Raw genomic sequence first — 15,496 nt, 5'->3', positions numbered from 1 at the left:
TCGGCGCGGGCGGGACAGGAAAGGGGTACGGCGGGATGTCGACTGGGGTGCACACGGTCGCGGTGATCGGCGCCGGCAAGATCGGCGAGCTGATGCTCTCCGGGCTGCTGCGCTCGGGCTGGCCGGCCGACCGGCTGCTGGCCACCGCGCGGCGTCGGGAACGCGCCGAGGAGATCGCCACCCGCTACGGCGTCCGGGTGGTCGACAACCTCACCGCGGTGCAGGACGCGGAGGTGCTCGCGGTCTCGGTCAAGCCGCAGGACGCGGGAGTGCTGCTCGACGAGATCGGCCCCAAGGTCCCCGACGGGAAGCTGGTCATCTCGCTCTGCGCCGGCCTGCCCACCGGTTTCTTCAGCCGGCGGCTGCCCGCCGGCACCCCGGTCGTCCGGGTCATGACGAACACCCCGGCCCTGGTCGACCAGGCGATGACCGCGATCTCGGCCGGCGCGCACGCCACCGGGGAACACCTCGCCCTGGCCGAGGAGATGTTCAAGCCGCTCGGCGCGACGATCCGGGTGCCCGAGTCGCAGCAGGACGCGGTGACCGCCCTCTCCGGCTCCGGACCGGCCTACTTCTACCTGCTGGTCGAGGCGATGGTCGACGCCGGCATCCTGCTCGGCCTGCCCCGTCAGGTGGCCCACGAGCTTATCGTGCAGACCGCCATCGGATCGGCGGTGATGCTGCGCGACTCGGGCGAACACCCGGTGAAGCTCCGCGAGGCGGTCACCTCGCCGGCCGGTACCACCATCTCCGCCGTGCGCGAGCTGGAGAAGCACGGCGTACGGGCGGCGCTGCTCGCCGCCCTCGAGGCGGCCCGTGACCGGGCCCGGGAACTGGCCGCCCAGGCCACCTGAGCCTGCCTTCGGCTCCGGCCGGCGGGCCGGCCCGCGCCGATGGTCACCGCACCCGTCGGTCCGGGTCGCGCCGTGGCCGGGCTTCACACCGTTATCGGGTCTGCTGCCGGGGTCGGGGTGATTGACCCCGCTCGCCCGTGCCCGCTCCTGCGGTGACAACGAGCGAATCCGGCATGTCGGTAGGAGCCGGTTCCCGGACGGGGTGGCGTCGGACGTCCGGTGGACGGACCTGCGGTGGGCCGGCGACGGCATCCGTGGAGGTTGGCGTCCTGGACGTTGAACCGTCCGCCCGATCCGCTCGTGCATATCACCGGAAGCCGATCAGGTCCCTTGTGGTCGGTCGTCCTGGTCCGGCGCGGGCCCCGCAACTCTCAGTGAGACATCTATTGACTTAACGCCATCAATGGGTGATAAAGGGTTTAGCGGACTTCTTGCCCAGTCAAAAATCGACTCCTCCCGTAGTGCCGGGCCGCAACCGGGTGCCACCCGCGGTGTGGGGGAGCGGACGGGAAGTCCGTCGGTGCCGCGAGACCCGGCACCGGTCCGTGCAAAGCCCACAGGTACCTGTCAACGGAGAGGGACGATCGTGACTGTCAACCGCCTTACCGACCCGGTGATCAGCCTGTTCCGCATGGTTGTCGGACTGCTGTTCCTGATACGCGGTATGTCCTCGATATTCGGCGTCTTCGGGGGCAGTCAGGGCAGCGGCGAAGCCATCGAGGTCGGCGTCTGGCCGCACTGGTGGGCCGCGTTGATCCAGCTCGTCGGGGGTCTGCTCGTCCTGGTCGGGCTCTGGGCCCGCCCGGCCGCCGTGATCTGTTCCGGATCGATGGCCTACGCCTACTTCGTGGTGCACCAGCCGACGGCGTTGCTGCCGATGAACAACCGGGGCGAGCTGGCCGCGCTGTTCTGCTGGTCGTTCCTGCTCATCGCGGTCGTCGGCGCGGGCCGTTGGTCGCTGGACGCCCTGCTCGGCCGGCGGCGGGAAGGGGTGCGCGGCAGGGAGACGGCCGCCGTCTGACGACGGCATCGACCGGGTGGCCCGCCTGGGTGGGCCACCCGGTCCGCGTCTCGTGCTGCCCCTCGGTCTCCATCGGCGGTTGCCGGTGTGGTGGACGAAGGCGATCGACTCGCCGCCTCGGCGGACTGTGTTTCCGTCAGGGTGTCTCGACTTGGTCACCGGTTCGTTATTGTTCGACCGCATGCCGCGTCCGGAATGGCTGTTTTGGTGGTCGGTCGGCGATGCTCGGCAACTATCATCAGGTTTAGTGGCTTGGTCGCCGATTCGGTGAGTTTTGTGAGCCTGCCGTTCGGCCAGTTACATTAATCTTGCTCTGTGTGTATGGTGGATTGGTCCCCGGAATCGTCGGGCCGCCGAAAGACGGCTCGTTATGTGGGCTGGGGATCTGTTCGCGCATCCTTCCTGATCCGGCCGGCGGAGGTCCGCTGCCGGATGGCGCAGGTGTGCCGTGGCTCTCGAAAGGACAGGCATGTCAACGGTGCGGCACGCAGTCCCGTCCACGGGACCTAGCTCACTGGGGCAGGGTCCTGCTGTTGATGGAGCCCCTGCCGACCGGAGCGCCAGTCACCCTGTGCCGGGGCGGGCCGACCACCACACACCCTCCTCATCTGCGGCAGGTCTCGCCGCGGAGCGCCTTTCCGGCACGACGATCCGCCGGTGAGCGCTATTCCGGTGGCGTCACCTCCTCGTATCGCCGCACTGACCGCGTCGTAATCCCGCAGAACTCGACCGCCCGGATTCCGAGGCGGACCGTGCTACCCGAAAAGGATCGGTTCGGTGCGTCCGGAACGGTCCCGGCGTTTTCCTGTGCTTCTCACATCAGCGGTCCATCGACCTGGGGGTAAGTGAGTGCCGAACAAGAACGTGGTCAGGACGTACAGCGACCGGAAGTACGTGTACACGACCATGGTCCGTCACCAGGGCGCGACAGTGGCCTTCGCGATGGACGACTCGCGGCGGATCTACTACAACGTGCTGAATCTGGACCTGGGCAGCCGCGAGCGGGGCGAGATCGACAGCTCGTACTGGAACGACAACCCGCCGCTGCTGGTGTTCCCGAGCGAGATCACCGAGGTCGGTTTCGCTGGTGGCGAGACGGTTGGCGTGCCGCCGGTACGACTGGGTGGGCGGGCCGAGACTGCTGCTGGTACGCAGCTCCAGCCCGAGGATCTGGACGCGTTCCTGTCCACGACGGCCCGGCTGGGCGCCCAGGCGCCGTTCCAGGTCGTCTCGGACGGCCGGTACCTGCTGCTGTTCCGTCAGGCGCTCGACGCGGCGCACCCGGACGCGTTGTTCCGGCTGGCCGGCGGCGGCGTCTCCGGGGACGCGGGCCGCACCGACTACGCCCAGGCGGGCGGGGCGAAGGTGCCGCTGGTGTCCCGCACCATCCTCTGTGACCGGTTCGTGCAGGTGGGCGCGGCGGTCAAGCCGGTGCTCGAGGTGCGCTACCGCCGCAGCCGGAGCAAGACGTCGCCCGCCTATACCGGTGACACCCTGGGGACGAGGGACCTGGACGGCAATCCCTTCTACGAGCCCACCCGGCAGCTGTCGTTCGTCCGGAACGTCACCGACGGCCAGTTCGCGGTGATGCTGCTGCCGACGCAGGTCAACGACGTGTCGCGGTGGCAGCTGTTCACCGCGAACGCGGTGACCGGCCGCATCGACGGGTTCAACGTCGAACGGGCCGACGACGGGCTGTTCAACCTGGCGGGCACCCAGTTCTACACCAGCCCGGACCCGAGGTACGCCGCTTCGGTGTTCGAACGCGAGCCCGGCGCGGACCCGTTCACCAAGAAGCCGCTGGTGCCGGTCCCGCTGCCGACCGACCGCGCCGGGACCGCACTGCGGCTGGACGGCCAGGACGACTACCTGGAGCTGGGGAGTGCCGCGAACGCGCGGCTGACGGGCGCGTACACGGTGGAGGCGTGGATCAACCCGGCCGCCGCCGGTGGGGTCGTCGTGGCCGCCGGGGACGGGTCGCAGGCGGGGTCGTTCACGCTGCGCCTGACCACCGCCGGGGCGCTGGTGCTGGCCCATCCCGGCAGCGGCAACACGGTCAGCTCGGCCGACGGCGTGGTGCCGGTCGGCCGCTACTCCCACGTCGCCGCGGTGTTCGGCGGCACGCCGGCCATGGGCCGGCTGTACGTCGACGGCGTGGAGGTGGGCAGTCTCGCGATGTCGTTCGCCCCGTCCTCCTCGGGGGTGGTGACCTACGTCGGCGCGCGGCGGTCGGGGCCCGGTTTCGGCGAGTTCCTCCGGGGCGACGTCGACGAGGTGCGGATCTGGAGTCAGGCACGGTCCGCCGCCGACCTGGCCCGCGACGTCCGTCGCCGCCTCGCCGGGGTCGAGCCGGGTCTGGTCGCCTACTACCGCTTCGACGAGGGTGGAGGGACCAGCGTCGCCGACCACACCGACAACGGGTTCAACGGCACCGTCCGGGGCGGCGCGGCCTGGGTGACCTCGGGCGCGCCGGTGGGCGACAGCCCGGGACTGTCCCGGGAGACCTTCGGTGTCACGGGCCGGTCGCTCGCCTCCGGCGTGGCCGCGGTGCTGTACTTCCAGCAGGAGGAGACTGCCGCCGGTTACGCCGAGCAGCCCAGCCCGGCGAAGCGGCAGGCGCGGGTCCTGCTGGCGTTTCCGACGGTCGACTCCGCCGCCCCGGGCGGCACTCCGTTGCTGGCGACCCTCGACCTCGCTCTCGCCGCCGACGGCCGGCTCGCGCAGGTGCCCCGGTCGGTCACCCTGGCCACCATCGGGCGCCCCGACCCGACCAAGGACATGGACGCGCTCAGCGCGGCCCAGGCCGCGGTCACGGACGCGCAGGCGAAACTGGTCATGGACCAGCATCTCCTCGACCAGGCGGACCAGGCGGTACGGAACTCCTACCCGGAGCACCAGTACTGGAACGACAGGTACTGGGCCTTCGTGAACTCCGGCTACTGCTACGACCAGGGAAACTTCGTGTGGCCCCACGAACGTTCGGGTCGGGCGAACGATCTGCTCACAGCGCTGGGCTCGGCATCCTCGACCTACCAGGCCGCCCTCCGCTCTCAGGGGGACGCGAAGGCGCAACTCGCCCGGGACCAGACGCTGCTGGCGGACCGGCAGGCCGCGTTGGCCGCGCTGAGCGGAGGATTGCAGGGCGGCGACGACGTGCTGCTGGCGATGCCGACGGTCGCCGTCGACAACACCGGGCTGAGCATCTTCGGGGCTCTGCTGGCCTTCGCGTGGAGCCGGAACGCCCCGGTCCTGCTCGACAGCGCGACCGGCGAGGTGGTGCTGTACTTCCGTGGTGTCGACGGGCAGTTCTTCTCCGTCTACTACGACGTCACCGCCTCCCGGGCGACCAAGAAGATCACGCTTGCCTCCGGCCGGCTCCAGGTGACCAGCCGGGACACCGGGGTCGCCCTGTCCGAGCTGGGTCTCACCGTCTCGGACGGTCCGGACGCCGACCGCTGCACGGTGGTGGTCACCCGTGCGGCGAACAACACGACCCACACCGAGACGTTCAACGCGGTGCCGAGGCGCGCGGACCACTTCGCGGCCGTCCTCAACGGCACCCCGGTCGGGGATCTGCTGGGCAGGGTGGCCTCGATCCAGGGCAACACCGTGATACTCGCCGCGCCGCTGGCCGCAGGACTGGCGGCGGGCACCAGGATCAGCATGGCCGGGTCGGTCTACCAACTGCGGGACTCCGTGCCCTCCGTCTCCAGCTTCACCTTGACCGCCACCCCGGCCGCAGTGCCGGCCGGCTCCGAGGTGCGCAGGGTCGTCTACGACTACGCCTCGGCCACGTCCAGCCGCCCCGGCGCGCGGCTGGACCGCGGCTCCCTGTTCGTCGCGGTCGATGCCGGTACGGCCACCGCCGCCGTGCCCAACGGCACCGCCGCCGACGTGGTGGCCGGGCGGGGCAACCGGTGGCAGGGCCACGCCCCCGGGCGGGCGTACGCGTTCGACGGCACCAAGCGGCTCGCTCTCCCGGCAGCCCAACGCCCCCGGGCGACGATGGTCGGCGACCTCACCCTGGAAGCCTGGGCCAACCCGGGCTTCGTCGGCACGCAGAGCCGCATCCTGCACGCCAACCTGCCCGGCACCCCCACCACCCGGTACACCCTCGGCGTCTCCGGCGCGCCCTACCCCTCGGCCCTGGAGTTCAACGGGAGCAACGACTATCTCGACTGCGGCGCCGGCATCGACCTGACCAGCACCTCCTTCACCGTGGAGTTCTGGGCCAAGCGTCTGGCGAGCGGCCGGGACGACTACGTCGTCGGCCTCGGCGGCACGAGTTCGGTGGACCAGAGCCTGCACATCGGGTTCCGCTCCAACAACAACTTCACGCTGGCCTTCTGGGGCGACGACCTGGACGTGTCGAGCTCCTACAGCGACCAGAACTGGCACCACTGGGCGTGCGTGTACGACCGGGAGGGCACCAACCGTAACCAGATCGTCTACCGGGACGGCGTGGAGGTTGCCCGCCGCCCCGCCACCGGACACTTCGCCGGCACCGGCAAACTCCTGCTCGGCCATGCCCCGGTCGGTGCCAACAAGGCGTACGTCCAGCTCGACGAGGTGCGGATCTGGGGCCGCGCCCGCTCCGCCCAGGAGTTGACGGCGGACAAGGACCGTCGGCTGACCGGGCGGGAGACCGGCTTGCTCGGCTACTGGAACTTCCTCGGCCGGCGGACCACGGACCTGACCGGACGGGGCAACGACGCCACGATCGCCGGGAACCCCAGGGTCGTCGACTCCCAGTTCCCCGGCTACAAGATCCTCGCCGGGGTGGGCGACCAGTTGGTGCGTAGCCGGGACGTCTACCCGGCCGGCCAGTGGGGCCACCTGGCGGCGGTCTTCGAGCAGGACTGGGCGCTGCGCTTCGACGGCGCCGCGTGGCTCGACACCGGCCGCGCCGCCGCCCTCAACGTCACCGGCGACCTGACGATCGAGGTCGCGCTCCGGATCGACACGCTGGGCAGCGCCCAGGGACTGGTCTGCAAGGGCGGGCTGGCCGACGGTGCCGGCGGCACGGTGCCGTACGCCTTCTGGGTGCAGCCCGACGGGGCGCTGGCGTTCCGGTACGAGAACACCGCGAGCACCCAGCCGGGCACCGCCGTCTCGACGACGAAGGTGCCGGCCGGCACCTTCACCCGGGTAGCGGTGACCCGCAGACCCAGCCCGGCCAACCTGAACGCGCAGGAGATCGTGTTCTACGTCAACGGCGCGCAGGCGGGCAGCGCCACACTCACCGGACCGGCGCCGACGGGCAACGACGGCGTTCTCGAGATCGGCCGCTACCGCAGCGGCCAGACCGGCCACGGGCTGCGCGGCGTGCTCAGCGAGGTACGACTCTGGAACGTCGCCCGGGAAGCGGCGAAGATCGGCGCGGCGGTCAGCGAGAGCACGCCGGGCCTGGTCGCCCGGTGGACGTTCCCGGAGGACGCCGGGAACACCACCGCCGACGTCGCCCGCACCTACACCGGCAGGCTGCACGGTGCCGCGTGGGTCAAGACCCCGGACCCGGACGGCAACCGGTTCCGGCTGTACTGCAACGGCGACGCGACCCCCGCCGACCCGGTCCCGGCCACCGAAGCCGTCGTCACCGCCGGTTACGGGCCGGAACAGTTCACCATCGGCGGGTGCACGACCACCGGTAACACCCTGCGTGACGGCTTCGCCGGCACTCTCGACGAGATCCGGGTGTGGCAGACCGCGCGGACCGGCGAACAGATCCTCGACAACACCTTCGGCCGACTGCGGGGCGAGTCGGAGGACCTCGTCTGCTACTACCCGTTCGACGCCGCCTCCACCGCCACCGGCGCCCCGATCCTCGACGCCGGCCCACGCGGGAACAACCTGACCGCCACCGCCGGCAGCGAGCCCGTCATCGTGCTCTCCACGGCGCCCATCTCCACCGACACCGCCGAGGTCCGCTCGGCGCTCACCGGTATCCGCACCGCCTTCCACGGCCTCGTCGGAAACTCTCCCGCCGTCGCCGAGTACGCCGACGTCCAACGCGTCCCGCACCGCGGCGTGCGGGGGGTGATGAAGCGCTGCTACACCTACCAGCAGGCCGGACGCTGGTATCTCATCACCGGTTACAAGGTCGGCAACCTGGTCAGCAAGTGGGTCGGCCAGGCCCAGTTCGACCCGCAACTCGTCGGCTACATCGAGGGCGCGCCGCCGGTCCCGTCCGAGAACCTCGTCAAGCGTCCGGGCACCGACGACTACGTCGGCGCAGCCACGGTCTCCTTCGTCCAGGCCGAAGAGGTCACCAACACGCTGTCGTCCAGCCAGGAGTCCAGCATGGACGTCTCGGCGAAACTCAAGTTCTCCTGGGAGGTCTCGGCGGACGTCCTGAACATCACCGCACCCCTCGGTATCGGCACCGCCCAACCGCTCGCCAAGCTCTCCAAGGAGGGAAACCTCGAGTTCGGCCTCGACTACTCCAACGGCTGGACCAGGGACACCGAGGTGTCCGAGGGCAGCAACACCACCCGCACCAGCACCGTCGCCCTCAGCGGCGCGTGGGAGGACCCGAACAACCCGATCAACCCCGCCGCCGGCCAGCGGTGGATACCGGCCAACACCGGCTACGCCCTCGTCCAGTCCGAGACCGCCGACGTCTTCGCCCTGCGCCTCGGACACACCGGTGCGCTGGTCGCGTACCGCATGATGCCCAATCCCGACATCCCCCGGGACTGGAACATCATCGAGTTCCAGATCAACCCGCTCTACACCAAACAGGGCACCCTCGACGGCCTCGTCGGCAACGGACTGGCCGGTCCCTTCCCCGACCCCACCCACTACCCGACCGCCGGTGACGGCGCCGAGTACAGCTACTTCAAACCCCGCGAGGCGTACGCCCTCAAACGCCGGGTCGAGCGGCAGGCCCAGCAGTTGCAGAGCTACTACGACTCGGTGTCCACCCAGACCCACGCTCCGGACCGGACCGCCGAGAAGGCCAAGGAGATCGCCAACAAGTCGTCGGCCCGGCGCAACCTGGTCAACACCTACGTCTGGACCGCCGGCGGCGGCTTCTTCGCCGAGTCGACCCAGACCACCGACACGGTGACCGAGACCACCGGCGGCTCCTACTCGGTCAAGGGCACCATCAGCGGCGGCGGCATGTTCGAGGTCAAGGGCGCCGCCGGCGGCATGAAGCTGGGCTTCGAGGCCAGCATCGCCGGCGGCACCAGCGTCACCCGCACCAGGGCCAAGTCGTCGACGAAGACGTTCGGGCTCGACGTCGCCTGCACCGGCGGCCGGGACCTCCAGCGCTACACCGACGCTGGCGCCCCCGTCTACGACCCTGCCACCAAGCAGCCCGTCACCAGCCCCGGCAGGGTCGACGCCTACCGGTTCATGACCTTCTACCTCGATGTCACCAAGGACAACTTCGAGGACTTCTACGGCAAGGTCATCGACCCGATCTGGCTCGCCACCTCACCCCAGGCTGCCGCCCTCCGCCAGGCGCACCAGGCCGACCAGAAACCGCCCTGCTGGCGCGTCTTCCACCGGGTCACCTTCGTCAGCCGCCTCCTCGACCCGGTCGCCGCCTCCCCCAACGCCCCGGCATCCCTGGCCAAGGCACTGCAGAGCGAGGGGTTCAGCAGCATCTACGACCTGATCCAGACCATCGAACCCGACGTCAGGAAGAGCCCCGCCAACCTCGCCAGCCTCGCGAACCTGACCGCCGCCACCACCGAGATCGTCACCAAGAAGCTGTACCGACTCACGCCCCACACCCAGGAGATCATCGTCCACGTCGCCCGCTACCTCGGCATCGACCGGTAACCGCGCGAACCACGCCGAGCCGGCCGGTCCGGGCCGACGGCCTCCGGCGCAGCCACCCCTGCGCCGGAGGCCGCACGGTCTCGGCGAGCACGCGGACGCTGTTGCGAGGACTCCGAGTGGTCAGAGGGTGGTCGACAGCATGGCGAGATAGGTGGGGGAGTGCTCCCAGCCCGGCCGGAGTTCTCCTATCGGTCGGTAACCCCATCGGGAGTACGCCCCGCGCGCGAACTCGTTGTCGGGCTCGACGAGCAGCGTCGCCCGCGTTTCGGGACGGTCGGCGAGCAGCGCGCGGTGCAGCCGACCGCCGGCGCGCTGAAATGGATTCGTGTGCGGTGAGCAGCGCTCCGGTCGCCGTCCGGAGTGAAGGGAGGTCACTGCGTGGCGGCGGAAATCCGTTACCGCACGCAGTGGTGGCAACTCAGATGTACGACACGCCGAGCGGACTGCATCTCAGGCAGCCACGAAGCCTCGGACACCCGGTTGGCCGGATCGGCGCGGGACTGGTCCAACGAGATCGTCACCGAGATGCGCAGTGTCAGCGACGTCGAGTTCTTCGACGATCCGTTTGCCCTCAACAAGCGGCTCGACAGGATGGTGCCGCTGCCGGATCCCGCCCGTCAGCTCTGACCCGAGGCATCACGGGTCGCCGTCCGGGCGGGTGACGCGGCGTACCGGTCAGTCGCGGTCTGCTGTCTCCAGCGGCCACTCCAGGCTCACCGTTCGGTTCTGGCCGGTGCGGTCGAAGTAGCGTTGGAGATCGCGGCCCTGTTCGGCGTACCAGTCGATCTGGGCCTGGTGCAGTTCGGGCAGTGGCATCCGGGCGATCCGCTCGTGCCGGGCGGCGATGGAGCGGGCCAGGCCGACGGCAGCGCGGGCGTCGCTGGCCGCCTCGTGGGCGGTGTCCAGCTCCACCCCGTAGTAGGGGCAGAGGTCGCCGAGCTGCCGTCCGCCCGACCAGTACCGTTCCACCTCCCGGTGCAGGACGGACGGGTCGACGACGAGGGCCCGGTCCCACGGGATCGACGGCAGGTTGTGTCGGGCGAGTTCGGTGTGCAGGGCGGTGACGTCGTAGGACGCGCAGAACGCGACCAGCGGCGAACCGTCGGCGATCAGTTTCGCCACGGCCGTGCCGATCTCGGCCAGCGCCTCGCGGGCCGGCCGGCCGTGCGCCCGGACCATGTCGTCACTGATGCCGTGCAGGGCGGTGGCGTCCGGCGGGATCGGCATGCCGGGATCGACGAGCCAGGTGTCCTGGGTGCCGTCGGGGTAGGTGAGGGCCGCCGACACGATCCGGGTCCGCATCGGCTGCGGCACGGTCGCCTCCAGGTCGAAGCCGACCAGCGGCAGGTCGTGCCAGCCGGGATGGGTGCCCCGGGGCGGCGCGGTCCGTGCCGGAGCGCACCCGTGGTGGTACGAACTCCAGCGGCCACCGACCCTGATGGCCTGGCCGGCTCCGGCCTCGACCCAGGTGCGGCACGTGCCGCAGCTTCCGCCGTACTTGTTGATCACGTTCTGTTGTCTCCTGGTGGGGCTGGTGACGTGGGGCCGTTCCGGCCGCCGCGCACGGGGAACCGGATCATGGTGACCGGTCGAAGCGCGATGGTGGCGCGGCCGAACAGGCCGACTGGCGGCCTTTGTGGACAGTACGCGGTGTCCGGCAAGGCCTGTCACCGAGCCGGCCAGACCGTTTCGGGCCACCGGAACATCCACCGTCGGGTGTGGAGCGGAGCTGCTCGGGGGTGGTCGGATGTCTGCGGATTTCGGGGCTGCTTGTCGGTGGGCCGTCCGACGGTCCAGCTGCCGCGTCTGCTGCTCGACGCGTGCCGGTCGGGGATGCCCGGACCGGGGTGGCGCACCCTGACGACGATCTTCGGCTAGGGGTTGGGAATCGAAAAATATCGACGTACACCCCTACTTGGTCTTCCGGACGCGGCCATTAAGTGATATCTATCTCTTGCTGATCTTTCTCCTAGCCCCCGGGAGTGTGCGACGTGCGGAGATCCCGCTTGGTAACCCTCGCCCTGAGCCTGACAGCGGCTCTCGGCGCCACCATCGTGACGGCCGTTCCCGCCCAGGCGGCGGCCACCGACCGCTACGTGGCCCTCGGCGACTCGTACGCCTCCGGCGTGGGCGCCGGCAGCTACACGAGCGAGAGTGGCAGCTGCAAGCGCAGCACCAACGCCTACCCCGCGTTGTACGCCGCCAACATCAAGCCGGCCTCCTACAAGTCGGTCGCCTGCTCGGGGGCCACCACCACGAGCGTCATCAACACCCAGCTCTCGGCGCTCACCTCGACCACCACCCTGGTCAGCGTCCAGGTCGGTGGTAACGACGTCGGCTTCGCCAACATCATGACCACCTGCGTGCTCTACGGCACGAGCCAGTGCGTGGCCTCGGTGGACGCTGCCATGGTCAAGGCCCGCAACGACCTGCCGCGCCTGCTGGACAACGTCTACAACGGCATCAAGACCCGGTCTCCCTCGGCCCGCGTCGTGGTCGTCGGCTACCCGGTGTTCTACCAGCTGAACACCCCCTGCGTCGGGCTCACCGACACCGCGCGGGCGAAGATCAACGAGGGCATCAACCTGGTGGACGACATCATCCGCAGCCGGGCCACCTCGCACGGCTTCCGCTTCGCCGACGTGCGCAACGCCTTCATCGGGCACCAGCTGTGCAGCTACGGCGAGAAGTGGCTGCACGCGTTGAACATCCTCGACATCGGCGTGTCGTACCACCCGACCGCGGCCGGTCAGTCCGGCGGCAACTACCCGGTCTTCCGCTCCGTCGCGGGCTGAACCGGAACCTCGTCCGCACCGGGCCCGCCGCGCACCGACGCGGCGGGCCCGGTGCGTCGGTACGCCCCTATCGGCTCTTTGCCCCGGCTGCCGGCGAGGCCGACTCCAGGTTGCCGGCCATCACCGCGAGCACCCGTACCGTCTCCACGTACTGCTCGGTGGTGAGACCGGACATGAGCAACGCGCGGGCCTCCTCGACCCGGGCGGCCATCTGCGCGTGGGCGGTTCGACCGGCGGTGGTCAGGTCGAACCGGCCGTCGTCGCCCCGCGCCACCCAGCCGCGCCGGGCCAGATCGTCCACGGCGCCGTCGCCGTCGGTGCCGAACGGGGCCAGGGCGGCATCCAGTTGCGCCGGGGTTCGCGCGGCCTCGTGCAGCAGGTGCAGGGTCTGCCAGTGCCGCCGGCCGAGCCGGTCCTCGGCGAGGGCGGCCTCGAACTGTGCCTCGATCAGATCGTGCAGGTGTCGCAGCCAGTAGCCGATGGGCCGGCTGGTCGGTTTCATGGCACTCCCGGTCGCTCGACGTGGGGGACGATGGTCGGTCCGCAGTGTGGACGGACGCGCCATCGACCCGGTCGAGGCGTGTTGGGGGCGGGGTGCCCCGGTCCGCAGGTCGGGCATACCGGACAGGGCGTGGACCTCAGTCCGTCGCCGGCAGGACCCGCTGGATCGCCGCGTGCAGCTCCGGAGCGTCCGGCTCGACCGTGGGGGCGAACCTCGCGGCCACCGTGCCGTCCGGCGCGACGAGGAACTTCTCGAAGTTCCAGCGAACGTCGCCGGTGTGGCCGTCGGCGTCCGTCGTCTGGGTGAGCAGCGCGTACAGCGGGTGCCGGCCGGGACCGTTGACCTCGACCTTCTCCGTCAGCGGGAAGGTCACCCCGTAGGAGATCCGGCCGAACTCGCCGATCTCGTCGGCCGTGCCCGGCTCCTGTCCGGCGAACTGGTTGCACGGCACCCCGAGCACCACCAGCCCGCGTCCGGCGTAGGCGTCGTACAGCTTCTGCAGGCCGGCGTACTGCGGGGTGAGGCCGCACTGGGAGGCCACGTTCACCACGAGGAGCGCACGCCCCCGGTGGCCGGAGAGGTTGGCCGCGCCGCCGGCGAGGGCGTTGATCTCGATGTCGAAGACGCTCATGCCGGCGAGGCTACCGCCGCGTAGACGTACGTGGGCGGACGACGGGCCGGCCGGGGTGGTGAACCCCGGGTGACGGCTGGTCGACAACCCGTACGGGTCGGGCCCGCCCCGCTGACCGGCAGGGATCCCAGATGTAAATCGATAGATGCGCATCTTGACGAAGTGATGACGGCGTGAGTAGCGTCTCAACCACCATCTGGAAAGTTTCCTAACTGTTTAGGGAGACGCCGCATGAGAAGATCACTCCGCCGAGCCCTCTGGGCCAGCGCCGTGGTCGCCGTGACCGTTGCCGCGGTCCCGATGACCTCGGCCTTCGGCGCCGGCAGCGTGACCACCAGCTTCACCAAGGCCTCGGACTGGGGCACCGGCCACGAGACGCGGGTCACCATCACCAACGGTTCGGACGCCACGGTCAGCACCTGGCGTATCGAGTTCGAGCTCCCCTCGGGCACCAGCGTCAGCAGCTCCTGGGACGCCGACGTCACCCGCAGCGGAAACCGGTACGTCGCAGTGAAGAAGAGCTGGGCCGGCGGCATCGCGCCGGGCGCCACCTTCAGCTGGGGCTACAACGGCACCGGGGCGTACAAGGCCCCGCTGAGCTGCACGATCAATGGCGCCCCGTGTGGCGGTGGCACCCCGCCGCCGACCACCGCGCCGCCCACCACGGCCCCGCCGACCACCCCGCCCCCGACGACCCCGCCCCCCACCACGCCGCCGCCGACCGGGGACAAGAAGCTCGTCGGCTACTTCGCCCAGTGGGGCGTCTACGGCCGGAACTACCACGTCAAGAACATCCACACCAGCGGCTCGGCCGCCAAGCTGACCCACATCATGTACGCCTTCGGTAACACCACCGGGGGCCGGTGCACCATCGGTGACAGCTACGCCGACTACGAGAAGGCGTACACCGCAGCGGACAGCGTGGACGGCGTGGCGGACACCTGGGACCAGCCGTTGCGCGGCAGCTTCAACCAGCTCCGCAAGCTCAAGAAGATGTACCCGCACCTGAAGGTGGTCTGGTCCTTCGGCGGCTGGACCTGGTCCGGCGGCTTCACCCAGGCCGCGCAGAACCCGGCCGCGTTCGCCGAGAGCTGCTACAACCTGGTCGAGGACCCGCGCTGGGCGGACGTCTTCGACGGCATCGACATCGACTGGGAGTACCCGAACGCCTGCGGCCTGACCTGTGACAACAGCGGTCCGGCCGCGTTCAAGAACGTGGCCTCCGCGCTGCGGTCGAAGTTCGGCTCCTCGAACCTGGTCACCGCCGCGATCACCGCCGACGGCACCAACGGCGGCAAGATCGACGCCGCCGACTACGCCGGCGCCGCCGGAAGCCTGAACTGGATCATGGTGATGGCCTACGACTACTTCGGCGCGTTCAACGCCCAGGGGCCGACCGCCCCGCACTCGCCGCTGTACTCGTACAACGGCATCCCGACGCAGGGCTTCTACGCCGACGCGGCGATCCAGAAACTGAAGGGCAAGGGCATCCCGTCCAACAAGCTGTTGCTCGGTGTCGGCTTCTACGGCCGAGGCTGGACCGGCGTCACCCAGGCCGCCCCGGGCGGCACCGCCACCGGCCCCGCGCCGGGCACCTACGAGCAGGGCATCGAGGACTACAAGGTGCTCAAGAACACCTGCCCGTCGACCGGCACCATCGCCGGCACGGCGTACGCCAAGTGCGGCAACAACTGGTACAGCTACGACACCCCGGCCACCCTCGGCGGCAAGATGACGTACGCGAAGAACCAGGGCCTCGGCGGGGCGTTCTTCTGGGAACTCTCCGGCGACACCAGCAACGGTGAACTGATCAGCGCCATGAAGGGCAGCCTCGGCTGACCCGACCGCACCACCCGTCGGGGGTGGGGATTCGGCCGGGCCGAATCCCCACCCCCGACGCCG

9 protein-coding genes are annotated in these 15,496 nt (G+C 70.1%); 6 read left to right on the top strand and 3 right to left on the bottom strand.

Annotated elements, in window-relative coordinates; translation table 11 throughout:
- The first annotated feature begins 35 nt into the window (after nt 1-35).
- The 4 genes from proC (at nt 36) to QSK20_RS01940 (ending at nt 10,293) form a co-directional block, all read left to right on the top strand.
- A complete protein-coding gene (proC, locus tag QSK20_RS01955) occupies nt 36-854 on the top strand; it encodes a pyrroline-5-carboxylate reductase (RefSeq protein WP_088982848.1) in 819 nt (272 codons plus the stop codon).
- Between the two features lie 586 nt (nt 855-1,440).
- Entirely contained in the window at nt 1,441-1,875 is a 435-nt protein-coding gene (locus tag QSK20_RS01950) for a DoxX family protein (RefSeq protein WP_285786802.1), read from the top strand.
- An 849-nt stretch (nt 1,876-2,724) separates the two neighbouring features.
- The gene (locus QSK20_RS01945; RefSeq protein ID WP_285786801.1) at nt 2,725-9,666 is read left to right on the top strand and encodes a LamG-like jellyroll fold domain-containing protein; all 6,942 of its coding nucleotides are present in this window, start codon (nt 2,725-2,727) and stop codon (nt 9,664-9,666) included.
- A gap of 378 nt (nt 9,667-10,044) precedes the next feature.
- Nucleotides 10,045-10,293: a hypothetical protein gene (locus tag QSK20_RS01940; protein WP_285786800.1), complete on the top strand. Its 249-nt coding sequence runs from the start codon at nt 10,045-10,047 to the stop codon at nt 10,291-10,293.
- 48 nt (nt 10,294-10,341) lie between these two features.
- On the opposite strand, the gene QSK20_RS01935 is transcribed toward QSK20_RS01940, so the two are convergent.
- The gene (locus tag QSK20_RS01935) at nt 10,342-11,175 is read right to left on the bottom strand and encodes an exonuclease domain-containing protein (RefSeq protein ID WP_285786799.1); all 834 of its coding nucleotides are present in this window, start codon (nt 11,173-11,175) and stop codon (nt 10,342-10,344) included.
- Nucleotides 11,176-11,672: 497 nt separating this feature from the next.
- Here QSK20_RS01935 and QSK20_RS01930 point away from each other — a divergent pair, with 497 nt between their 5' ends.
- Nucleotides 11,673-12,461, top strand: coding sequence for an SGNH/GDSL hydrolase family protein (locus QSK20_RS01930; RefSeq protein ID WP_285786798.1), 789 nt, complete (start codon nt 11,673-11,675; stop codon nt 12,459-12,461).
- A gap of 67 nt (nt 12,462-12,528) precedes the next feature.
- Here the strand turns inward: QSK20_RS01930 and QSK20_RS01925 are convergent, their stop codons facing one another.
- Together QSK20_RS01925 and QSK20_RS01920 are read right to left on the bottom strand one after the other, a co-directional pair.
- Nucleotides 12,529-12,963, bottom strand: a complete 435-nt coding sequence (locus tag QSK20_RS01925; RefSeq protein WP_285786797.1) for a MarR family winged helix-turn-helix transcriptional regulator — start codon at nt 12,961-12,963, stop codon at nt 12,529-12,531.
- A 136-nt stretch (nt 12,964-13,099) separates the two neighbouring features.
- Complete coding sequence (locus QSK20_RS01920) at nt 13,100-13,594, bottom strand: glutathione peroxidase (RefSeq protein ID WP_285786796.1); 495 nt, start codon at nt 13,592-13,594, stop codon at nt 13,100-13,102.
- 231 nt (nt 13,595-13,825) lie between these two features.
- Here QSK20_RS01920 and QSK20_RS01915 point away from each other — a divergent pair, with 231 nt between their 5' ends.
- A complete protein-coding gene (locus QSK20_RS01915) occupies nt 13,826-15,433 on the top strand; it encodes a glycosyl hydrolase family 18 protein (RefSeq protein ID WP_285786795.1) in 1,608 nt (535 codons plus the stop codon).
- Nucleotides 15,434-15,496 lie beyond the last annotated feature (63 nt).

This window comes from Micromonospora sp. NBRC 101691 (assembly GCF_030269285.1).
In the GTDB taxonomy this organism is placed as follows: domain Bacteria; phylum Actinomycetota; class Actinomycetes; order Mycobacteriales; family Micromonosporaceae; genus Micromonospora; species Micromonospora echinospora.
This window is presented reverse-complemented; position numbering and strand designations above follow the sequence as displayed.